22 protein-coding genes and 3 pseudogenes are annotated in these 23,636 nt (G+C 65.1%); 6 read left to right on the forward strand and 19 right to left on the reverse strand.

Annotation, left to right across the window (positions count from 1 at the left end; translation table 11 throughout):
- Positions 1 to 524: transposase (locus tag XAXN_RS14175; RefSeq protein WP_167694801.1), on the reverse strand; the 524-nt coding region annotated here is incomplete at its 3' end.
- 109 nt (positions 525 to 633) lie between these two features.
- Here XAXN_RS14175 and XAXN_RS14180 point away from each other — a divergent pair.
- Entirely contained in the window at positions 634 to 1,239 is a 606-nt protein-coding gene (locus tag XAXN_RS14180) for a DUF488 domain-containing protein (RefSeq protein ID WP_054320013.1), read from the forward strand.
- Positions 1,240 to 1,311: 72 nt separating this feature from the next.
- Here XAXN_RS14180 and XAXN_RS14185 read toward each other — a convergent pair whose 3' ends face one another.
- From XAXN_RS14185 to XAXN_RS14190, 3 genes and pseudogenes are all read right to left on the reverse strand, one after another.
- Positions 1,312 to 3,423: a methyl-accepting chemotaxis protein gene (locus XAXN_RS14185; protein WP_054320014.1), complete on the reverse strand. Its 2,112-nt coding sequence runs from the start codon at positions 3,421 to 3,423 to the stop codon at positions 1,312 to 1,314.
- Between the two features lie 282 nt (positions 3,424 to 3,705).
- Positions 3,706 to 3,831 (reverse strand): annotated as a pseudogene (locus tag XAXN_RS21610) (NAD(P)-binding protein); the annotation flags it as partial.
- Between the two features lie 35 nt (positions 3,832 to 3,866).
- Positions 3,867 to 4,331, reverse strand: a pseudogene (locus XAXN_RS14190) (MarR family winged helix-turn-helix transcriptional regulator).
- A 477-nt stretch (positions 4,332 to 4,808) separates the two neighbouring features.
- Here XAXN_RS14190 and XAXN_RS23215 point away from each other — a divergent pair.
- From XAXN_RS23215 to XAXN_RS23225, 3 genes are read left to right on the forward strand one after another with little or no spacing between them, the layout of a single operon-like run.
- Positions 4,809 to 5,360: a PAS domain-containing protein gene (locus tag XAXN_RS23215; RefSeq protein WP_241148224.1), complete on the forward strand. Its 552-nt coding sequence runs from the start codon at positions 4,809 to 4,811 to the stop codon at positions 5,358 to 5,360.
- Between the two features lie 6 nt (positions 5,361 to 5,366).
- Complete coding sequence (locus tag XAXN_RS23220; RefSeq protein WP_241148223.1) at positions 5,367 to 6,539, forward strand: PAS domain S-box protein; 1,173 nt, start codon at positions 5,367 to 5,369, stop codon at positions 6,537 to 6,539.
- 12 nt (positions 6,540 to 6,551) lie between these two features.
- Positions 6,552 to 7,661: an ATP-binding protein gene (locus tag XAXN_RS23225; protein WP_277422473.1), complete on the forward strand. Its 1,110-nt coding sequence runs from the start codon at positions 6,552 to 6,554 to the stop codon at positions 7,659 to 7,661.
- A gap of 114 nt (positions 7,662 to 7,775) precedes the next feature.
- Here the strand turns inward: XAXN_RS23225 and XAXN_RS21625 are convergent.
- Positions 7,776 to 7,908: pseudogene (locus tag XAXN_RS21625) on the reverse strand (response regulator); the annotation flags it as partial.
- A gap of 225 nt (positions 7,909 to 8,133) precedes the next feature.
- Here XAXN_RS21625 and XAXN_RS14215 point away from each other — a divergent pair.
- Together XAXN_RS14215 and XAXN_RS14220 are read left to right on the forward strand one after the other, a co-directional pair.
- Positions 8,134 to 9,651, forward strand: coding sequence for an ATPase domain-containing protein (locus XAXN_RS14215; protein WP_054320016.1), 1,518 nt, complete (start codon positions 8,134 to 8,136; stop codon positions 9,649 to 9,651).
- The gene (locus XAXN_RS14220; protein WP_054320017.1) at positions 9,638 to 11,710 is read left to right on the forward strand and encodes a PAS domain-containing sensor histidine kinase; all 2,073 of its coding nucleotides are present in this window, start codon (positions 9,638 to 9,640) and stop codon (positions 11,708 to 11,710) included. The genes XAXN_RS14215 and XAXN_RS14220 overlap by 14 nt, the downstream gene beginning before the upstream one ends.
- A gap of 345 nt (positions 11,711 to 12,055) precedes the next feature.
- Here the strand turns inward: XAXN_RS14220 and XAXN_RS14225 are convergent, their stop codons facing one another.
- The 14 genes from XAXN_RS14225 to XAXN_RS14290 form a co-directional block, all read right to left on the reverse strand.
- On the reverse strand, positions 12,056 to 12,757 hold the full coding sequence (locus XAXN_RS14225; protein ID WP_054320018.1) for a tetratricopeptide repeat protein: 702 nt from the start codon (positions 12,755 to 12,757) through the stop codon (positions 12,056 to 12,058).
- On the reverse strand, positions 12,757 to 13,254 hold the full coding sequence (locus XAXN_RS14230) for a cytochrome c-type biogenesis protein (protein ID WP_054320019.1): 498 nt from the start codon (positions 13,252 to 13,254) through the stop codon (positions 12,757 to 12,759). The genes XAXN_RS14225 and XAXN_RS14230 overlap by 1 nt, the downstream gene beginning before the upstream one ends.
- A complete protein-coding gene (locus XAXN_RS14235; RefSeq protein WP_054320020.1) occupies positions 13,254 to 13,796 on the reverse strand; it encodes a DsbE family thiol:disulfide interchange protein in 543 nt (180 codons plus the stop codon). The genes XAXN_RS14230 and XAXN_RS14235 overlap by 1 nt, the downstream gene beginning before the upstream one ends.
- On the reverse strand, positions 13,793 to 15,781 hold the full coding sequence (locus tag XAXN_RS14240) for a heme lyase CcmF/NrfE family subunit (RefSeq protein ID WP_054320021.1): 1,989 nt from the start codon (positions 15,779 to 15,781) through the stop codon (positions 13,793 to 13,795). Before XAXN_RS14240 ends, XAXN_RS14235 begins: the two co-directional genes overlap by 4 nt.
- 63 nt (positions 15,782 to 15,844) lie before the next feature.
- Positions 15,845 to 16,315, reverse strand: coding sequence for a cytochrome c maturation protein CcmE (gene ccmE, locus XAXN_RS14245; RefSeq protein ID WP_054320022.1), 471 nt, complete (start codon positions 16,313 to 16,315; stop codon positions 15,845 to 15,847).
- Positions 16,312 to 16,518 carry a heme exporter protein CcmD gene (gene ccmD, locus XAXN_RS14250; RefSeq protein WP_054320023.1) on the reverse strand — a complete coding sequence of 69 codons (207 nt, stop codon included), beginning with the start codon at positions 16,516 to 16,518 and terminating at the stop codon, positions 16,312 to 16,314. Before ccmD ends, ccmE begins: the two co-directional genes overlap by 4 nt.
- Entirely contained in the window at positions 16,515 to 17,273 is a 759-nt protein-coding gene (gene ccmC / locus XAXN_RS14255; protein WP_054320024.1) for a heme ABC transporter permease CcmC, read from the reverse strand. The genes ccmD and ccmC overlap by 4 nt, the downstream gene beginning before the upstream one ends.
- 10 nt (positions 17,274 to 17,283) lie before the next feature.
- The gene (locus tag XAXN_RS14260) at positions 17,284 to 18,609 is read right to left on the reverse strand and encodes a S8 family peptidase (protein ID WP_054320025.1); all 1,326 of its coding nucleotides are present in this window, start codon (positions 18,607 to 18,609) and stop codon (positions 17,284 to 17,286) included.
- Positions 18,606 to 19,262, reverse strand: a complete 657-nt coding sequence (locus tag XAXN_RS14265) for a zf-HC2 domain-containing protein (protein WP_054320026.1) — start codon at positions 19,260 to 19,262, stop codon at positions 18,606 to 18,608. Before XAXN_RS14265 ends, XAXN_RS14260 begins: the two co-directional genes overlap by 4 nt.
- Positions 19,259 to 19,852, reverse strand: a complete 594-nt coding sequence (locus tag XAXN_RS14270) for a sigma-70 family RNA polymerase sigma factor (RefSeq protein WP_174515573.1) — start codon at positions 19,850 to 19,852, stop codon at positions 19,259 to 19,261. The genes XAXN_RS14265 and XAXN_RS14270 overlap by 4 nt, the downstream gene beginning before the upstream one ends.
- A 51-nt stretch (positions 19,853 to 19,903) precedes the next feature.
- Complete coding sequence (locus tag XAXN_RS14275) at positions 19,904 to 20,713, reverse strand: TorF family putative porin (protein ID WP_425511882.1); 810 nt, start codon at positions 20,711 to 20,713, stop codon at positions 19,904 to 19,906.
- Positions 20,714 to 21,113: 400 nt separating this feature from the next.
- Positions 21,114 to 21,506 (reverse strand): c-type cytochrome, encoded by a 393-nt coding sequence (locus tag XAXN_RS14280; protein WP_054320028.1) that lies wholly within the window; start codon positions 21,504 to 21,506, stop codon positions 21,114 to 21,116.
- A gap of 26 nt (positions 21,507 to 21,532) precedes the next feature.
- On the reverse strand, positions 21,533 to 22,876 hold the full coding sequence (locus XAXN_RS14285) for a hypothetical protein (RefSeq protein ID WP_054320029.1): 1,344 nt from the start codon (positions 22,874 to 22,876) through the stop codon (positions 21,533 to 21,535).
- A gap of 83 nt (positions 22,877 to 22,959) precedes the next feature.
- Positions 22,960 to 23,580: a cytochrome b gene (locus tag XAXN_RS14290; protein WP_174515514.1), complete on the reverse strand. Its 621-nt coding sequence runs from the start codon at positions 23,578 to 23,580 to the stop codon at positions 22,960 to 22,962.
- Positions 23,581 to 23,636 lie beyond the last annotated feature (56 nt).

A 23,636-nucleotide genomic window follows, 5' to 3' on the forward strand; every position in this document is an offset into this window, starting at 1 on the left:
GCGGTGGGATCGGCGTTCTTGCCTTCACGCTCGCGCCATTGTGCGCGCAGACGATCATGCGTTTGCACGACCTTGCCTTGCTCGCTCCAGCGGCGAAAGGTTCGATACACGTTTTGCCAACGAGGAAAATGCCTGGGTAACATCCGCCACGATCCACCGCTGCGAACCACGTAACAGCAGGCGTCCACCAGCACTGTGCGGCTGATGCGGGGCGGCAAGCCGCGACCGCCTTCGTTCTCGAAAATATCCCTGACCAACTCCCATTCAGCGTCGGTCAGGCAGCTGGGGGAAGTCTGTTCTGGCGTCTGACGGCGATGAGCATCGGTATCGCCATAGCGTGGCACATCCGTCTCGGCTTTCTCGATCGTCACCACCTCGTGGCTGGGCATGCGTTCAATCCTAAGCCTCTTCAACGTCGATGCCAGCGTTTGATCGTGAACCTTCATGTTGCAGCGACGAAAAAGCTCCAACCTGACTTCTTCTATCGTCGCAGTCGGATCCGACTCTACGATTTCCACCAACATTGCTTCGTGTTCGGCTTGAATCTTCGGCGGGCGGCCCATCTTGATGGCTAGTCGTCAGGAGATGATGCAATTGTATGATTATGTAAACACCCTCTTAGCGATTGCTGCGATGCATGACCCCTCTGCCTTGATCAACACCGACGCGCCTGCGCTGCAGGCCGCTGGCGATGCGGCCGGGATGCTCTGGACGATCGGTTACTCCACCAGGACCTGGGAGGCGTTCGTGGCGCTGTTGCGCGCGCATCGGATCGAGGGATTGGTGGATGTGCGGCGCTTTCCGGGCTCGCGTCGCTACCCGTGGTTTGCCAGCGACACGATAGCGCAGGCGTTGGACGCGGCATCGGTGCGCTATCTGTGGCTGCCCGCGCTGGGTGGGCGTCGCAAAGCGCAGCCGGGATCGCCCAATGGCGCGTGTCGCAACGCGGCATTCCAGGGTTATGCCGACCACATGGCCAGCGCCGAATTCGGCGCCGGGTTGGAGCAGGCGACGGCCATGGCACGCGAGCGGCGTACGGCCCTGATGTGCGCCGAAGCGCTCTGGTGGCAGTGCCACCGCCGTCTGATTGCGGATCTGTTGCTGTACCGCCGGTGGCAGGTGCTGCACATCCTTGGCGACACCGCGGTGCAGCCGCATCAAATGAATGCCGATGCGCGCCCGGCTGGGCGCGATCTGATCTATCCGTTGCGGCAGGTTGGTCTGTTTTCTGCCGAGTAGGCGCCTGCAGTAGGTCGAGCCCCCAGACGATGGCCACGACCGTCGCTTGCGCGTCGAACGCATCGCGCGGGCTTACAGCACCGTTGCATTGACCTTGAAGACTTCCACCGCACGGGTGAGTTGCATGGAGTGCTGTTCCAACGCGTGCGCAGCGGTGCTGGCGGCTTCGACCAAGCGCACATTGTGTTGGGTGGTCTCGTCCATCTGCGCAATGGTGTGATTGACCTGTTCGATACCGCCGGCTTGTTCCTGCGATGCGGCGGAGATGTGGGCCATGATATCGGTAACGTGCTGGACGCTGGTGACGATTTCACCCATGGTGGTGCCGGCCTTGTGCACGAGTGTGGAGCCGTCGGCGACGCGTTGTACGGAGTCATCGATGAGCCGCTTGATTTCTTTTGCCGCATCCGAGGAGCGATGCGAGAGGGTGCGCACTTCCGATGCGACGACGGCGAAGCCGCGGCCTTGTTCGCCGGCGCGTGCGGCCTCCACCGCGGCGTTGAGGGCTAGGATATTGGTCTGGAAGGCGATGCCGTCGATGACCGAAATGATGTCGGCGATGCGCCTGGAAGCGGCTTCGATGCCGGACATCTGTTCGATTACCTGGCCGACCGCATCGCGGCCGTCCGAGGCGATGGCGGCAGCGCCGCGCGCGAGCTGGTTGGCGCGGCTGGCGTGCTCGGCATTCTGCTTGACGGTGGAGGTCAACTCTTCCATCGAGGCGGCGGTTTCTTCGAGGCTGGCGGCCTGTTGTTCGCTGCGCTGCGCCAGCTCCTGATTGCCGCTGGCGATATCTTCTGCGGCGAAGCTGATGCTGTTGGAGGTTGTCTGGATGCGGGTGACGATGTCGGTGAGGCGGTGCACGGTGCTGCTGGCATCGTCACGCATGGAGGCGAACACGCCGTGGAAGTTGCCGGACATGCGCACGGTCAGGTCGCCATCGGCGATCGCGCGCAGCAGCTCTGAGAAGCTGGCCAGGTTGGTATCGGAGGTGGCCATCATGGTGTTGAGGTTTTCCACCATCAGGCGAAAATCGTGCTCGAACTTTTCCGCCTTGCCGCGTCGCGCAAAGTCGCCTGCACAGGCGGCCTGGGTCAGTTCCTGTATCTGCGCGTTGATGGCCTGCAGATTGCGCTTGACCTGCTGCATGGTGGCAGTGATGGCGGATTTTTCGCCGGGATACTGCTCGATGTCCTGGGTGAGATCGCCAACGGCATAGCGGCCCATGACCTCGGTCATGCGCAACTGGGTCTGCACGTGGGCGTGCACGAGCGCATTGGTGTCTTGCACCATGTCGCCATATTCGCCGGGAAAACGCAGTGCGTCGGTGCGGTAGCTGATTTCGCCGGCGTCGTGGCGCGCAGCCATGCTGCGTTGCGCGAAGATTACTTCCTGCAGGCGCCGCTGCATCTGCTGCATGGCGCGCAGCAGTTGTCCGGATTCGTCGTTGCCGGTCGCTGCGTCCTGGCTGCGCAGGTCGCCATCGTTGATGCGCTGGGCCAGGCGCAACGATTGTCGCAGCGGCAGCACCACACTGCGCGTGAGCAGGAAGGTGATGGCGGCGCCCAGCAGCAGGGCGACGACGGTGGAAATCACCATCAGCATCGCAAAGCCGCGCGCGGTGGCAACGGCCTGCCTGGCCGCCTGGCGGTTCTTGGCTTCCTGCAGGTCGATGAAGGTGTTGATGCTGGCCAGCCAGGCGATGAAGGCCGGGCGCGCTTGCTGCAGCAGGTGCTGTTCTGCCTGGGCCTTGTCGGCCGCGTCGCGGAGCGCGCGCACTTGCGCGATCAGCGGCAGGGTGCGCTGCTCGATGGCCTTGATCTGCTGGAGAATGTCTTTCTCTTTTGCATCGGTCGAGCTGGCGATCATGTTGTCGAGCGGCTGCGCAGAGCGTGCGTAATCGGCCGCGAGCTTGTCGATCGATTGTTCGGCGGCGTGGCGGTTTGCGGGGTCGTCCATCAGCACGACGTCGCGCAGCGCGATCGCGCGGTCGTGGACGCTGCCACGGAAGTTGATCGCGTAGCGTTGCTTGACGCTGTTGACCTCGTTGATGGCAGTGAGTTGCTGGTCGATGCTGCGAACGCGTTGGATGCCGACCACGGTCAGGATCACCATCAAGACGATGATCGCGAGAAAGCCCAGGGCCAGGCGCTGTCCAATGCGCAGATTCGGGAAGAAATGCATAGGGGTTCGATCGGTGTTCCGACTGGCGGAAGAGCGGGGAAGTCCCTGCAACTGCAGGGAGACGAATGCGCACGCGACACCGCAGGAGCCGGCACAGCTGCCGCCGCTCCAGTGGTGTCTCGACGTGTTAGCGACCTCTAGCAATGGAACTGAAGCCGCAACGTCCGCCAGTTCAGGTGCCGGTAGGGATGCCCACTGCGCGCCGAAAGACCGCATTGCTAGTGCCAGCGGCGCTGCCGCGCGTGGTGCACCGGCGCGTGTCAACGGCGCTCAGGGCGACGTTCTGCCTCCATGGCGAAACCGGGTTGCGCGCTCCACCACGGTGACATCGAAACCGCGATGGGCGAGTGTCCAGGCGACAGTGTTGCCGGCGATGCTGGCGCCGGTGACGAGGATGCGGTGCGGCATTGCTGTCACCCGGGCAGGAGATATCAGGCGTGATATCACATGTCCTGGCCGTGACGCTCCATGTTCGCAATCAACCGGTGCATCAGCGCAACGGTCTGCTGCACCTCGTCGGTGGAGAAGCGCTTCCAGCGCCACTGCGTTCATGCCCAGCAGTGCTCGGCCGCCAAGTTCGGCAATCTTGCGCCCGCGGGCGCTGAGCGCCACCAACGCGGCGCGGCGATCCTGCGGGGTCGGGTGCGCTTGATGAGTTTCAATCCCTCCAGCTTGTCCAGCAGCGTCACCATGGCCGGCTGCTTTACGGCCGAGGCGATGACGAGATCACGCTGCAGCATTGGGCCTTTCCAGGACAGCAGCATGATCGGGCCGATCAGCGCCAGCGACACACCGTGTGGCCGCAGTTCGGCATCGACCAGACGATTGAAGACCCGCGCCGCATGGTTGGCCAGATACCCCGGCGCGACTGCCGCCTGCGGGTGGATGAGTTCATCCTGATCGAGCATTTGTACGACCGTGCGTTGCCTGGAGCCATCGGGCAATGTTACGTCTCCTGCAGTGCGGCATGGCGGTCAGTGTCGCGTGGCAGAGCGCACATGCCCGGCGGCTTGGCTGCCAAGGCGATGCGGCGTTGCTGTGCGGCTCCGAAGACGGCAGCAGGGCCCCATGCGTGCAGGCCAGCGGCTGTACCGGCCGCTGCCTAGGCTGCGCGCTGCCGCACAAACGCAGTGGTGGAAGTTGCCTGGTTCAGTCGCCGCGTACGGGTGTGGCTGGACGCCACCTGCCATAGGCCAGATGATGGGCGACCGCGCGCCGCTCGGTCTTGTCGACAAGTCGTGCCTGCGGCGATCTGGTCTTTTCAACGGTTGGACATGCATGTACGGATGGGGGATGGATAAGCTCACGGCAGGCGGCGCCGCGGTCGTGCAGGGTGGGTGCTGCAGCGGCGACCTTGGTGTGGATGCAATGCAGGTACGCCCTCTATGAATGCGGGATTTCCGCACCGCAACAGCGTCATGGCGCAGGCGGTGCGCAGCCACGACTGGGCGGCGAGCCCGCTGGGACCCATCGCACAGTGGCCATCGCCGTTGCGCAATGCGATCGATCTGATGCTGGGTTCGCCAGAAAGCATGTATGTGGTGTGGGGCGATGCGCTGATCTTTTTCTACAACGATGCCTACACGCCGATCCTGGGGCCGCGCCAGGAGCAGGCGCTGGGCGCGCCGCTGCGCGTGTTGTGGGCCGATGCCTGGGAGGCTGTGCGCGCGCCGATCGAGGCGGCGTCGGCCAGGCATCGCGTTTCGAGGAAGTGCCTATCGGCATGGAACCGCTACGGCGTGCCGGAGCAGACCTGGTGGACGTTCTCGTTCTCGCCGATCTATCTGGACGATGGCCGGGTGGGCGGCGCGTTTTGCGTCACCAACGAAGTCACCGCGCGCCAGCTGGCGCAGGCGCGGTTGGCCGACGAACACGAGCGCCTGATCCGCCTGTTCGAGCAGGCGCCGATGTTCATGGCGTTCCTGAGCGGGCCGTAGCATCGGGTGGAATTTGCCAATCCGTGTTATTCGCGTCTGATCGGCCACCGCGATGTGATCGGGCGGCCGTTGGCCGAGGCGCTGCCGGATGCGGTGGAGCAGGGCCATGTGCGTCGCCTGGACGAGGTGTACCAGTCCGGGCGCGCGTTTTCGGCCAATGCGCTGCCGTACAACGTGCAAGCGGTGCCGGGTGGTCCCACCGAGCGACGCTTGCTGGATCTGGTCTATCAGCCGATCGCAGGCGCCGATGGCACCATCTCCGGCATCTTCGTGCAGGGCCTGGACATCACCGACCGCATCAGCCTGGAACGCGCAGTGCGCGAGGCCGAAGTGCGCAACCGGCAGATCCTGGACAGCGTGATGGACTACGCCATCATCGCCACCGATATGCACGGGCGGGTGACGTCGTGGAACGAAGGTGCGCGGCGCATTCTGGGCTGGAGCGAGGCCGAGATGCTCGGGCAAACGCTGCAGCGCACCTTTACCCCGGAAGACGTCGAGCAGCGGCAGATGCTGATCGAGGCCGCTGCCGCGCTGGAAAGCGGCAGCGGCATGGACGAGCGCTGGCATGTGCGCAAATCCGGCGAGTGGTTCTGGGCCAATGGCTCGCTGATGGTATTGCGCGAAGAAACTGGCGAGGCGATCGGATTCGTCAAGGTGCTGCGCGATCGCACCGCCGAGCGGCTGGCCAGCGAGGCGCTGCAAAAGAGCGAGCGGCGCCTGGACGCACTCGTGCGCGCGTCGTCGCAATCGATTTTTTCCGCCAGCGCCCACTGGCGCGACTTGCGCCAACTGGTGGGCGACGGGGTGCTGAGCGATGCGGTGTCGGCCACGCCCGACTGGCAGGCGATGGTGCACCCGGACGACCGCGCGCGCTTGGCGCAAGCGCTTGCGCAGGCGACTGCCACCAAGTCTGGCGTGGACGTGGAATACCGGGTGCTCGGCGCAGATGGGCATGTGGGTTGGACCTTGATGCGCGCGATTCCGCTGCTGGATGAGCGCGAGCAGATCGCCGAATGGTTCGGTACCGCTGCCGACATCACCGACAAACGCGTGGCCGAAGAACAGCTGCGTCAACTCACCGAGACGCTGGAAGAGCGCGTGCGCGAACGCAGCGCGGCGTTGTTGCTGGCCGAAGAGAAGCTGCGTCAGAGCCAGAAGATGGAGGCGGTGGGGTAGCTGAACGGCGGGCTGGCGTACGACTTCAACAATCTGCTCACCGCCATCAGTGTTGGCCTGGAACTGCTGCAGACGCGCATCGAACAGGGTAAGTACGACCGGCTGGAGCGCTATGTGGAAATGGCGCAGTCCAGCGCGGCGCGCGCCACCGCACTGACCCAGCGGCTGCTGGCGTTTTCGCGCCGGCAGACGTTGGCGCCCACCGCACTGGATGTGGAAGCGCTGGTGCGCGGCATGCACGACATCATTGCGCGCACGCTGGGGCCGTCGATCGCGCTGCAGCTGCATCCAGCTGATCAAGCGTGGCAGGTGCTGGTGGACGCGCCGCAGCTGGAAAACGCGCTGCTCAATCTATGTATCAACGCGCGCGATGCCATGCCCGATGGTGGGCAGCTCACCATCAGTCTGCACAACCGTGCGCTGGATGCCGCTGCCGCTCAACAGCTGGAGCTGCCGCCTGGCGATTACGTGTGCCTGAGCGTGCAGGACACCGGGACCGGCATGACTGCCGAGGTGATGGCCAAGGTGTTCGAACCGTTTTTCACCACCAAGCCCATCGGCCAAAGCACCGGGCTGGGCCTGTCGATGATCTATGGATTCACCCGCCAATCCGGCGGGCATGTGCGCATCGATTCGGAAGTGGGCGTGGGTACCACCATGGCCCTGTACCTGCCGCGTTTCACCGGCGTGCTGGCGCATGGCGAGGTGGCACCAGCCGATGCGCCGCTGCAGCGCAACGCCGCGCAGAGCCGCACTGTGTTGTTGGTGGAAGACGAAACCGCGATTCGTGTCTTGATCTCCGAAGTACTCACCGAAGCCGGCTACCGCGTAATCGAAACTGCCGAGGGCAGTGCGGCGGTGGAGCGCTTGCGCTCGCAAGAGCGCATCGATGTGCTGGTGACCGACGTCGGCCTGACCGGCGGCCTCAATGGGCGTCAGGTTGCCGATGCCGGGCGGCAATCGCGCCCTGCATTGCCGGTGCTGTTCGTGACCGACTATGCGGCCAGTGCCGCGGTGGGCGCGGGGCAGCTCGACGATGGCATGGAGGTCTTGACCAAGCCATTCCAGGCCATCGAGCTGGAGCGGCGGGTGGCGCAATTGCTGGAGCGTCGCGCCCACTAGGCGTTGCGGGTGCTTGCTGCGAGTCGCTCGCTGCACCGACGGTGATCGCGTAAGACATGCCTGTCGCGCGAAATTCGCCAGACAGATACTGCATGCGTCCGCGGTTGGGCCTGTTTAGAGCGCCGTCTGTACGATGCCCAGCAGATCGCGCAGGGAAAATGGCTTGGTCAAAGGACGCATGTCGGTATCCAGAAAGTTGGCACGCTTGGTTGGCACGCTTGGCGATTTCGCCCGCGTAGCCAGTCACGTTGGGCGCGCCTGCGTGACGGCAGCGTGGGACGCTGCAATACGCCGCGTTCACCGTTGCTGCCAATGTCATGCGCCACGCTGGCGGATAAACATGAAAACACGGCAGTTTTGGATGATTTGCGATACCAGCAGCAGCGATGACGTGCCTTGCGTCAACCAAAGCAAGCTGATCAGTTCAGTCGCGCCCACCGGTAAATAACGTGCACGTGTTAAATTCAGTTCTATGAAGAACGTGACGCCGATGATCGCAAACCGCATCACCACTGGCAGCACCGGGCTCGACACTATCCTGCGAGGTGGGCTGCCCGCCAACCGTTTGTATCTGCTGGAAGGTCAGCCTGGTGCCGGCAAAACCACGCTCGCACTGCAGCTTCTGTTGGATGGTGCGGCCAAGGGCGAGAGCTGCCTGTATGTGACCTTGTCGCAAACCATCGACGAGCTCACGGAAGTGGCTGCCTCGCACAATTGGTCGTTGGAGTCCCTGCATATTTTTGAGCTGGCATCTGCAGAGGCGTTCCTTGGCGAAGAGCGGCAGCAATCCATCCTGCATCCGTGGGAGATGGAGCTGGATGGCACCATCAAGCTCATCCAGGCCGAAGTTGACCGGGTGAAGCCGACGCGGGTGGTGTTCGATTCGCTGTCCGAGTTGCGCTTGCTCGCGCAGGAGTCGCTGCGCTACCGGCGCCATGTGCTGGCGCTCAAGCAGTATTTCGCGCCGCGCAACATCACGGTATTTCTGGTGGACGATCTCACCGGGGAGCACGGCGAGCACGATGCGCATCTGCACAGCCTGTGCCACGGGGTGATTTCGCTGGAGCGCATGACGCTGGAGTTCGGTGCAGCGCGCCGCCGCATGCAGGTGCAGAAACTGCGTGGGGTGGATTTCATCGGCGGCTATCACGACCTGGCCATCGTCACCGGCGGCATGCGTATCTATCCACGCCTGATCGCTTCCGACCACCACCTGCCATTTGTCGGCGACCCGGTACCGAGCGGTGTGAAGCGCATCGATGCCTTGTTGCACGGCGGCCCGTTGCGCGGGACCAGCACGCTGCTGACCGGGCCAGCCGGCTCGGGCAAGACCAACCTGGCCCTGCAGTTCGTGGTTGCCGCGTGTGAGCGCGGCGAGCATTGCTGCGTGCTGGAGTTCGACGAGCGTACCGGCACCTTGCTGAAGCGTGCCGAGGGCCTGGGCATGGATCTGCGCAAACATATGAATGCAGGTCTGCTGGAGTTGCACCAGATGGATCCGGCCGACGTCACGCCGGGCGAATTTGCCTGGACGGTGCGTGGCAGCGTGGAGGAGCGCGCGTGCCGCATTCTGGTGATCGACAGCCTCAACGGGTACCTGGCCTCGATGCCGCAGGAAAAGCAGTTGATGTTGCAGATGCACGAGCTTTTGTCGTATCTCAACCAGAGCGGGGTGACCACGTTTCTGATCAACCCGCAGCAGGGGCTGGTCGGTAGCATGGCGACCGGCAGCAGCCTCAATGTCTCCTACATGGCCGACACCGTCATCCTGCTGCGTTTTTTCGAGGCGAAAGGACGTATTCGCAAGGCGTTGTCGGTGATCAAGAATCGCAGTGGCGCACACGAGGATGCAATTCGCGAATTGCGCATCGGCAGTAGCGGTCTGCAGTTGAGCGAGCCGCTGGAGAAATTCCACGGTGTGTTGACCGGTACGCCGCAGTTTGTCGGAGACGACGGCCCGTTGCTGGATCCTCCCGTTGACTATCTGTAACGCGGACGGCTCTATCGTTCATATCGTCGCGCCGTTCGGCCGCGATGCGCAGAGTATTGCCAGCATCGTCGGCGAGCGTGGGCTGGCGTCCCGGGTCTATGCCACGCTGGACGCGCTGGCAGGCGACCTGCAAGACGCCTCCGGCGTGGTGGTGCTCACCGAAGAAGCCATCCGTGGCGACCTGCATGGGCTGTCGCACATCCTGCAAGGCCAGCAGGCCTGGTCGGACATTCCGTTCGTGTTGTTGCGCGCGCCGCGTGGGCTGCACAACCGTCGGCAGGTGCGGCTGCCGGCCGACATGACCAACGTCATCGAGTTGGAGCGGCCGCTGAGCTCGGCCTCATTGCTGAGCGCCATCTCCACCGCGTTGCGCGCACGGCAGAAGCAGTTCGTCATCCGTGACCAGCTGGCGCAGTTGGCCGAAAGCCGCGCCGCGCTGGCGCAGAGCGAGGCCGAACTGCGGCGGGTGACGGATGCGTTGCCGGTGCTGATCGCTTTCATCGATAAGAACCTGGTGTATCGCTTTGCCAATCGTTCCTACGAAGACTGGATTGGCGTGCCGCCTGCCAACGTCATCGGGCGGCCGCTGTTGGATGTGGTGGGGCCTGCGGTCGTCCAGGAGCGCCGCGCCTGGATCGAGGCCGCATTGGCCGGGCAGGCTCTGACCATCGAGACGAGCTGGCCGCATGCCGATGGCCGGCGCCGCGATGCGGAAATCCGCTACATGCCGCGCTTCGATGCAGAGGGCAAGGTGGATGGGTTCCATGTGTTCGCCACCGATGTCACCACGCGTGCACTGGCGCTGGAGTCGATCCAGCAACAGGCCAACCTGCTGGAAGCCAAGGTGGCAGAACGGACCGCCGAGTTGCAGCAGCAGATGCTGGCGCGCGAATCCAGCGAAGCGGCGCTGCGCCAGGCGCAGAAAATGGAAGCGGTCGGCCAGCTCACCGGCGGCATCGCACACGATTTCAACAACATGCTCACCGGCATTTTGTCTGCGCTGGATCTGGCGCGGCTGCGTATCGACCAGGGGCGCACCGAGGGATTGGGTCGCTTTCTGGATGTGGCCTCCGCCTCGGCATTGCGCGCAGCTGCGCTCACCCAGCGCCTGCTGGCATTCTCGCGGCGTCAGTCGCTGCAAGCGCGGGATCTGCAGTTGAACGATCTGGTGGTGTCGCTGCAGGAGTTGCTGGCGCGCACGCTGGGCGAATCGGTGCGTCTGGAGATCGATCTCTGTGCGGAGCTGCCGCAGACGTACGTGGACGAAAATCAGCTGGAAAGCGCACTGATCAACCTGGCCATCAATGCGCGCGATGCCATGCCCGACGGTGGGCAGCTGCGTATCGCGACGCGGCAGCTGCAGGTGGAAGATCAGCCGCTGGAACTCGGCCGTGGCATCGCGTTAGCGCCGGGGAGTTACGTGGTGGTGTCGGTCGCAGACACCGGGACCGGCATGCCCGCCGACGTGCTTGAACGCGTGTTCGAACCTTTCTACACCACCAAGCCGATCGGCCAGGGCACCGGCCTGGGCATGTCGATGATCTACGGCTTCATGCAGCAGTCCAACGGCCAGGTGTGGGTGGAATCGCGGCCGGGCGCAGGCACCACGGTCAGCCTGTATCTACCCACCGGGGTTGCGGCGCAAACCGCGTTGCCGCCGACGCAGAGCGATGCGGTGCGTGCAGGGCAGGGCCAGCAGGTGCTGGTGGTGGAAGACGACGAACAGGTGCGGCTGCTGGTCACCGAACTGCTCAGTGAGCTCGGCTATCAGGCCGACGTGGTAGCCGATGCGGACGCGGCGCTGCCGATTCTTGCCTCGCCACGACAGATCGACCTGCTGGTCACGGACGTCGGCCTGCCGGGCCTCAACGGACGCCAGTTGGCCGAGATCGCGCGGCAGTCGCGGCGCGATCTGCCGGTGATCTTCATGACCGGCTACGCAGAAACGGCACGCGACCGCGGCAAATTTCTCGGCGAAGGCATGAGCATGATCGCCAAGCCATTCACGTTGGGCGAGTTCAGCGGAAAGCTGCACGACGTGCTGGGGCCGTCGGCCTGAGCGCGGCTAGCGCGATGTAGGCAGTCAGTTGAACGTGGACGATGCAGGGCAGCCACGTGTACGACCGCACGCTCTCAATCCTGCGTACCGACCTCGTCTGTTTCGCGCCTGCCTTTTGTTTGGATGCACTCAAGCTGACGCGAGAGGCCGCAAGGCGATGACGCGTGTCCCCCTCAACTGCAGGCACGATGCGTAGCGCTTGAATGCACGATGCAATGGGGTGGATTGTTTACGCCAAGTGCCGCGTCCATCGCGTGCACCGGCTACCTGGATTCTGCACGCGCTGTTCAATTGCACTGCGGTGCAGCCATCGTCAACCACACCGCATCGCGCAGGCGGCTTTGCTCAGCGCGTGCCACGCGCAGACTGCCGCGCGCGGGCCATCGATTCGGCCACCGCGATCTTGTCTGCCACTGCTTTCTGCATCGGCGATCCGGTTTCCAGCAAACCGTGCAGATGCCGCCAGTGCGCAGTGGCGGCGGCGAAGTCCTGCTGTTGAAAATCGCTGATGCCTAGCAACCAGAGTCCGCGCTGGTTGTCCGGCTCGCGTGCGATCACCTGTTGCAGGCGTGTGCGCGATGCGGCGTCGATGGCGAAATCGCCGTGCGTGGCCATATTTGCCGCCACCCAGCCCACAATGGCGGCGCTGATATCGGGAGCGATATTGAGGGCTTGTGCATAGGCCTCGCGTGCCTCGGCGGGTCGGTCGTTCTGCTCGAACGTCCTGGCCTGCTGCATGAAGTGATCCAGCACCTGCGCCTGCGCGTCGGCGGGGGAGCTTGCCGCTTGCGCCTGCCCTGCGACCGCAGATGGTGCAAGCGCGGCGCCTTGCGCTGGCTGCGCTGCATACACATGCGTGACGATCGCCTCCGGCGCGCCCACCATTCGATACACCCCGGTCGTGGCCAGCGGCAAGCCCAGTATCAGCAGAATGGCCAAGCGGTACCGCGCGTTGCCACTGCCGCTGGAGCGGCGCAGCAGTGGTACCAGCAACAGCAGCAAGGCCAGGGCCACCAGTGCCGCGCTTGCGACATAAAAAACCGCCATCACCACTCTTCCTCCGCTTGCGGCGCCACCGGGGTGCCGGCGCGCGCACGTTTACGGACGGTGTGGATGACCACGCCTGCACCTGCAGCCAATATCAGCGCCGGCCCGAACCACAGCAGCCAGGTGCCACGTTTGACCGGTGGGTCGTACAGCACGAAATCCGAATAGCGATCGACCATGTATTGCTTGATCTGCGCATCGCTCTTGCCGGCCTGCAGTTGCGCGAACACCTGGTGACGCAGATCGCGCGCCAGGCTGGCATTGGAATCGGCCAGGTTTTCGTTCTGGCACACCAGGCAGCGCAGTTGCGCGGTCAAGCGCTGGTAGCGCGCTTCGTCGCTGCGGTTCTTGAACGGCATCGGGTCGACGGCCTGCGCCGCCACCGAGGGCGCGAGCAGCACGCCAAGCAGCAACACCAGCAACAAACGCACATGACGACCTTGCGCGCGCCAATGCCAGCGCCAATGCAACACTCGTGTTTGAAGCGCCGACGCCATCACGGCGTGCCCTTGGGCAGCGCGGCGATGGCCGGCAGCAGCTCGCCGTTGATGGCATCCGGGGTCAGCACGCCGATGTGCTTGTAGCGGATCACGCCCTGCGCATCGATCAGAAAGGTTTCCGGCGCACCGTAGACGCCGAAGTCGATGGCGGTCTGGCCAGCTTCATCGGCCATCACCACTGCATAAGGGTTGCCCAATCGTGCCAGCCAGGCGGTCGCATCGGCCGGTGCGTCCTTGTAGTTGTAGCCGATCAGCGGCACGCCGAGCCGGCTGGCCTGGGCCATCAGCACCGGATGTTCGTGCACACATTCGGCGCACCAGCTACCGAACACGTTGAGCACGTACGGCTTGCCCAGCAGCTGGTCGCGGCTCACACGTTGTTCGGGCTGATCCAGCCGCGGCAACGAGAACGTCGGTGCCGGCTTGCCGATCAACGGCGATGGTACCTCGCGCGGATTGTGCTGCATGGTCCACGCAATGCCGAAGCCGAACAGCGCCGCCAGCAACAGGAAGCCCAGCAAGGGCAGCAGACGATTCACGGGTGCGATTCCTGTGCGATGACGAGCGCTGGTTGCGCCGAAGAGGCGGCCAAGGTGTGTGCAGTCACCGGCGCACGAAAGCGGCGTGCACAGGCGCTGACGAAACCGCCCAGCATCATCAGCAGGCCCCCGGCCCAGATCCAGCGAATGAAGGGTTTGTAGTACAGGCGCAGCGTCCAGTCGTCTTCGATGTGCTGGTCGTCCAGTGGCTCGCCCAGCGCCACATACAGGTCGCGGGTGATGCCGGGATCGATCGCCGATTCGGTCTGGATCCGCTCGCTGCTGTACAGGCGTTTTTGCGGATGCAGTTGCGCAACCACCTGACCGTCGCGGCTGACCTGCACGCTACCTTGTTCGGCCTTCCAGTTCGGCCCATTTACCAGCTGCACGCCATCGAAGCGGAATCTGTAGCCGGCGACCTGCGCCGACTCGCCGGGCGACAGCCGCACATCGCGTTCCACCGACAGGCTGTCGGACACCAGTACGCCGGCAACGAAGACCGCCACGCCCGCATGTGCGATCAGCATGCCGGCCATTTCCGCCGGAAAACGCCGCCCGCGCGGGATGTCGCGCCAGCGTTTGACCACGTACAGCGCAGTGCCCGCAGCCACCCATGCGGCCACACCCATGCCGGCGATCGCCTTGGCCTGGCCATCGGCAAACACACTGCCGACCAGGGCACACGCAATTGCGGCGACGCCGGCGCGCGTGCCGAGTACTTTCAGCGGTGCGGCTTCGGCCTTGCCCCAGCGCAGGTACGGGCCGAACGGCAGCAACAGTACCACCGGCAACATCAACAACGGAAACAGCAAGCCGAAGTAGGGCGGCCCGACCGAGACTTTGCCCAGGGCAAACGCGTCGGCGATCAGTGGGAACAAGGTGCCCAGCAACACCATTGCCGCGGCCACGGCGAGCAGCAGGTTGCCGACGAGAATGCCCGTTTCGCGCGAGGCAGCGGCGAACGGTTTGCCGCTGGCGATCTTGGGCGCACGCAGTGCATACAACAGCAACGAGCCGCCGACCACCGCAACCAGAAAGGTGAGAATGTACAGGCCGCGGCGCGGATCGGCCGCAAACGCGTGCACCGAGGTCAGTACACCCGAGCGCACCAGGAAGGTGCCCAGCAACGACAGCGAAAACGCCAGGATCGACAGCAGCATGGTCCATGCACGCAGGCTGCCGCGTTTTTCGGTGACCGCCTGGGAGTGGATCAACGCAGTGCCGACCAGCCATGGCATGAAACTGGCGTTTTCCACCGGGTCCCAGAACCACCATCCGCCCCAACCGAGTTCGGCATACGCCCACCAGCTACCGGCGACGATGCCGGCGGTGAGGCAGGCCCAGGCCACGTTGGTCCACGGCCGTGCCCAGCGCACCCACGTCTGTTCCAGCTCGCCGCCGAGCAATGCCGCCACTGCGAATGCGAATGCCACCGAAAACCCGACATAGCCGGTGTACAGCACCGGCGGGTGGAAGGTCATGCCCGGATCCTGCAACACCGGATTGAGCTCGTTGCCATCCAGCGGAATCGGCGACAGCCGCCTGAACGGATTGGAGGTCAGTAGGATGAAGGCCAGAAAGCCCACCGAGATCAGCCCCAGCACCGCCAGCACGCGGGCGGCAAAATGCTGCGGCAGGTGCCGGCTGAAGGCGGCCAGCAGCACCGTCCAGGTGGCCAGGATGGCGATCCACAACAGCAGCGAGCCTTCGTGGGCGCCCCACACCGCGGCGAAGCGGTAATACCAGGGCAGGGCGATGTTGGCGTTGGCGGCGACATAGCCCACCGAAAGATCCAGCGACAACAACGACCAGGCGAGCAGGCCGAACGCCATCCAGACGAACACCGCCTGGCCCACGGCCGCAGGCCGCGCGATGCCCATCAACGCGGAGTCGCCGCGCCACGCGCCAATCAACGGCAACACGCCCTGGGCAAGCGATAACAATAGCGCCAGGATCAATGCGATCTGGCCGAGTTCAGGCGTCATGTGCGGATCGCAAGGTGAGACGGAAGGGAGTCATCGACGTACGTGGCAACAACCGCAAGCGCATCAACGCGGCGCGGTCAGCGGCGCGGCGGTGGCGGCAATCGGCTTGCCAAGGTGGCCTTCGGCCATCGCATCCTTCAGCTCTTCCGGCATGTAGGTCTCGTCGTGCTTGGCCAGCACTTCGTTGGCGACAAAGCGCCCGCCTTGCATGCGCCCGTTGGCGATGACCGACTGGTTGTCGCGAAACAGATCGGGAAGAATGCCCGTGTACTCCACCTGGGTCGCCGCGTTTTTATCGATGACGGTGAAGCTGACTTTCAGCGAATCACTGGCACGCTGGATCGAGCCGGCCTTGACCATGCCGCCGAGCCGGAATTGCCGGTAACCGGCGGCTTCCCCCCCGCGAACCTGGCTTGGAGTGAACAGGTAGCTCATGTTTCGCTGCAGCGCGAACACGATGAGCGTGACGGCCAGCGCAGCGGCGGCCAGTACACCGATCACCAACCACAGACGGTGTTTGCGGGTGGCGTTCATGGCGCGTCGCGCTCCAGTGCCGGTGCCGGTTGATCGCGTGCACGCCGCGGTGCCTGCCGCTGCAACTGCCCGCGCAGCTCGCGCGGCAGCCGGCGACGGCGCAGCCAGGGTGCTGCAAGGTCGGCCAGCAGCACCAGCACGAACACGGCGTAGGCGGTCCACACGTATTGGCCGTAGCCGCCCATCGCCAGAAAGGTGCTCATGCGGTGCGCTCCGTCAACACGATGCGGCGGACCCAGTCCTTGCCGCTTTCCAGTGCCAGCAATTCCACACGCACGCGGCCAAACAAGCTGGCGACGTAATAGCACTTGGTTGCCAGCATCATGGTTAGCAGCGGCCACAGCATGTTTGCGCTCATCGTGGAGGGGCCGAGCAGGCGCACGGTGGAACCCTGGTGCAGCGTGTTCCACCACACCACCGAGTAGTGCACGATGGGCAGATTCACCAGACCCACCAGGGCGAGCAAACCGGCCGCGCGCATCGCCTGACGGCGGTCTTCCACGGCGTAATGCAGTCCCAGCACGCCCAGGTACAGAAACAGCAGCAGCAATTCGGAGGTGAGCCGCGTGTCCCAGGTCCACCAGGTGCCCCACATCGGCTTGCCCCACAGCGCGCCGGTGCACAGGGTGATGAAGGTGAAGGCTGCGCCGATTGGCGCGGAGGCCATGGTGACCACTTCGGCCAGCTTGATGCGCCACACCAGCGCAATGAACGCCGCAACGCCCATTGCCGCGTAGATGAAAAGACTCATCCACGCACTGGGCACGTGGATGAAGATGATGCGGTAGGCATCGTGCTGCTGGTAATCCGGCGGTGCCAGCACCAGGCCGCCGTATGCTGCGACCGCGCCGAGCAGCGCGGCCAGTCCCAGCGCCCACGGGCGCACGCTGCCGGCGACACGATAAAACGTGGGCGGCGAACTGAGTTGATGCAGCCACAAGGGAATCCACTTGGCCATGCCGGTGCCGTCAGTTGGAGTGTTTGGCGTGAGGCGCCAGCGCCTGCACTGCGGCGCCGGCGTTGACCTGCAACTGCCCGTCGGAAACCTTGCTGGTGCGCTGCATGAGTTCGCGCAACGCCTGGGCATCCATCGACGGTTGCAGCGACAACAGCAGCGCGGCCATGCCGCTGACATGCGCGGTGGCCATCGACGAGCCGGAGGTGAAGTCGTAGCGGCCGTTCGGTTGCGTGGTCAGGATGTCCTTGCCGGGCGCGCTGAGCACGCCGGGCATGGCGGGTGTTGCGCTGCTGCTGCGCACCACCAGCACGCCCGGCACATCATTGGGAAAGCCATCCAGACGCCCGTTCGGTGGCATTGCCGTCACCACGATGCGGCCCTGTTGCACCAGCTGCTGCAGCATCTTGCTCAGCAGCGGGTCGGCGGGGCCGCCCAGGCTCAGGTTGATCACGCGCGCGGAGCTGTTGTCGATCGCCGCCAGCGCCTTGGCCAGGGTGAAGGTGTTGCAACGTGCGGTGGCGCCGACCGTGGGCGCGTACCAGCACGCCTTGTAGATACTCAGCATGGCCTTGGGTGCCATGCCGACGATGCCCTGGTGATTGTTGCTGCCGGCGGCAATGATGCCGGCCACTTCGGTACCGTGCGAATCGGTACTGGTCTTCACCGGTGTGTCGTCGACCAGATCGTGCACCTCGCGGATGCGGGCTTTCAGGTCGGGGTGGTTGGTGTCCACGCCGGTATCGACCACTGCGATCAGCACGCCGCGGCCCTCGGTCACGGTCTGTGCGCTGGCGGCATCGGTGTCGATAAAGCCGCGTTGCATGTCCACGTATGGGTCGTTGTAGCTGGACAGCGAGGTCGTCTTTTCCGACGCATCGGCCGAGAACACCGAAAAGTCCTGCACTGGCTGCACCAGCTCCACACCTTCGTCGTCGGCCAAGGCACTGACCAGTTCATCGCGCGACACGCCCGGCGGCGGTTGCAGCACAGCGCAATACAGGCCCAGCGAGGTGATTGGCCAGGCCGAGACTTCGCGCAATTTGTAGCGCTGCTTGATGCTGTCCATGCGCGCGGCCGCCTTCTGGCCGGCACCGTAATAGCTGGACGCGTAGCCGATCAGGCTGGAGCCGGCGCGGGCCGGTGGCGCGGCGAGCGGGTTGGCCACCGCCAGCAGGATGTCGCGGCTGCTGTCGGGCGTTTGCGCACCGGCCAGTGGCGGTGCGGTACCGGCAACCTCCGTCGCCGGCTCCTGGAAGACTGCGGCAGCGTGCGCGTTGGAGGGCGCGCCCAGGGCGGTGAACGCGGCGATCAGGCCAATGGCGAACAGGCGCTTCATGGGGCCGAGACGATCTCCGCCAGCCGGATGCCCGGGGTGGCGCGTAGTTGCTGCACGGTCTGCCGCGGTTGGGCCGGGGGCTGCGGTGCGGCAGGCACCACGGTGTAGGCACCCATTTCGTTGGGCCCGCCGACCACCTGCAACTGCTGCGCATGCAGCAGCCGGTCCCAGTCGGCCACGGTCATCCTTGCGTCCGGCACCACGCGGATGGCGCCCTGCGGCACCGGCAGGGCCGCGACGCTGCTGAGCGTGCGATAGTCGTGCGATGGCGCGGGCAAGGCCAGCTTGATGCCCATCACGCCCAGCCCGATGGCCTGGACCAGCGCCGCGGCGGCCAGGGCGCGTACCGTCCAACTGCCGGAGCGGCGCGCGGCGGGCACGTGCGAAGGCGCACTGCGCTGCTCCGGTGCATCCAGGCGGCCGAGCAGGCGTTGCAGACCGGCGTTCGGGTCCAGCTTCACTGTCGACGGCAGCGCCAAGGCCTGGCGCAGGCGGTTCTGCTGGGCGAATTCGGCGCTACACGAGGCGCACTTGGCCACGTGCGCGATCAGCCAGGTGTTTTCTTCCTCGGTGGCACTGTCCAGCAGCACCGCCGGCATCAATTCCCAGGCGTGCGAGCATTCCTTGCCAGGCGCGATGAAAAACGTCTTCATTGCAGGGTCTCCGTGTAAGGGGCACCGCCGGCCAGGCCGGGCAGCACATTGCGTAGTTTGACCCGGGCATGGAACAGCCGGGCTTTGATGGTGCCAACCGGGCACTGCATGATGTCGGCCACTTCTTCGAGCGTGTGGCCGACGCCGTAGACCAGTTCGACGACCAGGCGCTGGTCCGGCGACAACCGTTCCATGCCCTTGTCCAGCCAGTCGCGCAGTTCGCGGTCGTCGTTGTCGTCGGCGCTGGGGGCGTGGTCTTCCACCAGCGCGGTGTCGTCGATGGCTTCGCCGTCATGCTGGCGCAGGCACTTGAGTCCGCAGCGGTAGGCGATGCCCATGATCCAGGTGGACACCTGCGAGTCGCCGCGGAAGTCGCCGGCCTTTTGCCAGGTGATCCAGAAGCAATCGTTGATGGCCTCTTCGATGATGTCCGGGCGGCGGGTCAGCCGCGACAGGAAGCGACACAGCCGGCCGTGATAGCTGTGGTACATGCTGGCCAGCGCGTCGCGATCGCCCCCGGCCATGCGGCGCAACAGCATGCGGTCGGTGGCATCGCCTAGAGTGTCGGTGTCATTCATTCGTGCAGGCATGGCGGGTCACCAACGTCAGTGCGCGCAGGCAGGCAAAAGGTTGCGTGTGGATCAGAAGGTTCTGGCGACCGTGCCCAGCCACGGCATGTCGCCGGGGCCGCCCTGCATGCGCGGGGTATTGCCGCTGGTCAGGATGCGCTCGGCTTTCAGTGTCCATCCGGCGCGGTTCCACTTCAGGCCCACTTGACCGTACTGATAGCTGCCGGAGCGCGCTGCACCGTAGGCCATGGCCGGAAAGCGCGACGAGCCGGCACCGAGCGACAGGCTGAAATCGTTGCGCAGCGGGACGTTGGCAGTGACGTCGAAGGCCACGTTCCACGGCGACTGGTCGGCCCGCGGAAAATTGAAGGTGGACAGCGACAACGTCAGCAGATCGCGGTAGGACCAGGCCAGGCTGGCTTCCTGGCGGTCAAAGGTGGGCGTGGCGCGGTCGGTCGGATAGCCGTAGTAGAGCAGGCTGGCCTGCATCTGCCAGCGGTCGTCCAGCATCCAGGCACGCCCGACCTGAGCGGTGACCGCGACCGGATCGCTCCAGGTGCGGGCCTGCAGCGCCACCGAGGTGGACACCGACCAGCCGGGGGCGGGCAGCCAATAGCCGGCGGCCTGCACGGTGACCTTGTTGTGCGCGATCGAGATGCCACGGTCGATCAGGCTGGAGGTTACGGCCACAGCACCGCCGAAGTCCTTGGCCAGGGCGCTGGCGCAGGAGCCGGCCGCCAGCGTGAGCAGCAACCACTGCAGCAGCGTGCGGCCCCGGCGTGGTTGGCGACGCACCTGCGGTTGGCATGGTTGCTGGGCGGGCGCGGTCGGCTGCGTCTGGCAAGGTGTGCGGCGTGCGGCAATGTCCAGCAGTGCGCCCACGAAGAAGCCAGCGCGGGCGCAGTGGCGTCGCGGTCGGAAGGGGAAGCGCTTGGAAGCTGGAACGGTGGGCAATGGCGTGGGCGGGTGTCAAACAGGGACGCGATGGTGCCCTAGGTCGGCGGATGAGACCATCGCGGCGGCGGCGACTGCGTCCGTATACGCGAAGGCACCGCGTCGGGCAATGCAGATCCATCCTGGCCTGCCGGGTGGCGGCCGCCTGACAGGCTGCCGCCGCTGGACGCGTTGGCAACCGACTCAGCCACGCCACCAGCGAGCCAAGCGGCGCAGGTGTGCCCGCGCTGCAGACGACCGGGACCGCGGGCATGCACGCGCGTTGCGATTGGCGCGCCATCCGTCCGCCCCCTCCGGACGACGACGCGCCATGCTGCGTTGGCCGCGCCTACTTCAGGGTGTTGAGGTAGGCGATCAGTGCGTCGAGCTCCTTCGGGTCGTCCAGGCCGTCGTACTTCATCTTGGTGCCCGGCAGCGCCTTGGACGAGGATTGCGAAAGATAGGTCTTGAGCTGGGCCGGGGTCCAGATCCACTTGCTCTTCTTGAGCGCATCGGAATAGCCGCCGAAGTCGGCGACGGTCCCGGCAGGGCGTCCTGCCACGCCGAACAGCGACGGGCCTTTCTTGTTCTTGCCCGGTTTGACGCTGTGGCATTCACCGCATTCGGTGAGGAAGACGCCGGTGCCGTCGGCAGCGGATGCCGAGGGCGCGGGCAGTGCGCCCGCCAGCATCAGGCCGGCCAGCGGGGCGCACAACACGGAGAGTTTGCGTGGTGAGTTCATGTGGATCCGTACAGGTGCGGGAGGGGTCAGAAGGCCAGGTTGACCGACAGAGTGAAGCTGTCGAGATCGCGCGGATTGGTGATCGGCGGGCCACGGAAGACGTTGGAGGTGCTGCCGTTGAACTTGTCGAAACGGAACCAGCCGGCGGACAGGCGCAGGTTGGCCATCGAGGTGTAGGTGCCGTCCTTGCCGAACGGGGTCCAGTACAGCAGGACCAAATTGCTGGTGGTGTCCGGGATACCCACCGGCGAATAGCGCGCCGCATCGAACGAGCCGCTATTGATCATGTGCGCGGCCAGCACGCCGTAGGTCTGCTTGAAGGCGTAGTTCATGCTGAGGGTCTGATCGCGGACGCTGCCCCGGTCCAGCGCCGGCATGGTGGGATCGGTCGACATCAGCGGGCTGCCGTATTTGCGACGCTCGTAGATATTGACGTAGGCCAGCGACAGCACGTGCTCGCGGGTGCCGAGGAATTGGTAGGTCAGGTCGTAGCCGAAATCGGTGAGGTCGTCGCTGGGTCCGGTGCGCAGCGGCTGGCGGCGCGTAGTGAGCGCGGTCAGGCCTACCGAGAAGAACTGGCGCTTCATGTCCTTCATATAGGCAAGACGCGCGTAGCTGGTGCCGCTGAGCTTGCCCGGGTCGCCATTGACCGGCCAGCCGAGGCGGTCCTGCGCAGACGGCGACAGCGCGCTATAGCTACCCACTTCACCGTACCAGTTGCGGTCGTACAGGCCGTAGACGCTGGCACCGATGACGCGGTTGGACAACGCCGAGGAGCTGAGCATGGTGGAGGCGCCACCATTGGAGGCGGGGGTGAGCGTGGAGGCATTCGGCAACACGTGCACCGGGTCGGAAATGCCCGGATTGTTGTTGACGCTGACGCCGATCATGGTGTCCTTGCCCGCCATCTGGAACGGCTTGCTGACAAAGCGCAGATCGATGTCGTCCAGGCGCGTGTCGAAGGTCGCATTGCCGCTGTTGTTGGAGCGGATCTTCGAATAGCCACCGATGTTGTCGCTGAGGCGGCCGCCCAGATACAGATCGGCTTCGCGCAGACGCGAGGTGCTGTCGCCACGGCTGGGGTTGTTGCGCGACCAGGTGAGCTGGCCGGACACCGGGATCTTGGTGCCTTCGCCATCGGTATCGGTAAAACCACCGAGCTTGAAGCGCATGCCGTAGGGCGTGAGCAAGGGGCCATAGGAACCGACATGGCAATCGGCGCAGGACGAGCCGGTCTGGCGCGCGAACGAGGGAATCGCCTGCGCCTGCGTACTGGCCAGTAGCAACAAGGGGCCGGACACGCACAACAAGGACGTCAGGCAGGCGGTACGCGTCGCGGTGCAACGCGGGGCGGGCTGGAAAGCGGGCATGGAAAGTCCTTGTTCGACGGTGCGGGATGCAGTGGTGCGGGAATGGGCGAAGAAACGGATCACAGGCGGCTGGGAATGACGGTTCACGCGTGCTTGCCCGGCAAGACGCGACGCAACAGGCCGTCGCGCAGGACCAGGTGATGCCAGAGCGCGGCGCCGATGTGCAGCAGCACCAGCGCCAGCAGCGCCCAGGCCGCATTCAAATGCCAGGTGCCCAGGGTGTCGCCGAGGTCGCCGTCCGGTGCGATCAGCGCGGGCAGGGGAATGCCGAAGAAATACACCTGCTTGCTGTAGGCGCTGCTCAGCGACCAGCCCAGCAATGGCAGCGCGAGCATCAGCCCGTACATCGCCACATGCGTGGCGCCAGCGGCCAGGCGCATCGGCAGCGACGCAGGCGGGCCGGGCGGCAATGTGCGCAAACGCAGGCGCAACCCGATGCGTAATGCAAACAGCACCAACACCAGCAAGCCAAAGTGGCGGTGGCCTTCCAGCAGCCACTGACGCAGTGCGCGGCCATCCAGCTCGGCGCGCAGCAGGATCAGCGTGGCGGCCATGGTCAGGCATAGCACGGTGAGCCAGTGCAGCACGCGCATCGCTTTGGGCAAGGGCAGCACGCGCGCGGCTGCGGGTGCCTGTTCTGCCAGGGGCACGGTGTCTGTGCCGTTGACGGGAGCGCTGGCGGGCGCAGGGGGGGATGAACGCATCTGATCTGTCTTCCGGTGGTGGTCGTTGGTTCCGGCTGCGCGCTGCGCTGCCAGGC

Origin of the sequence: Xanthomonas axonopodis, assembly GCF_001304695.1 — a bacterium.
GTDB lineage: Bacteria > Pseudomonadota > Gammaproteobacteria > Xanthomonadales > Xanthomonadaceae > Xanthomonas > Xanthomonas axonopodis.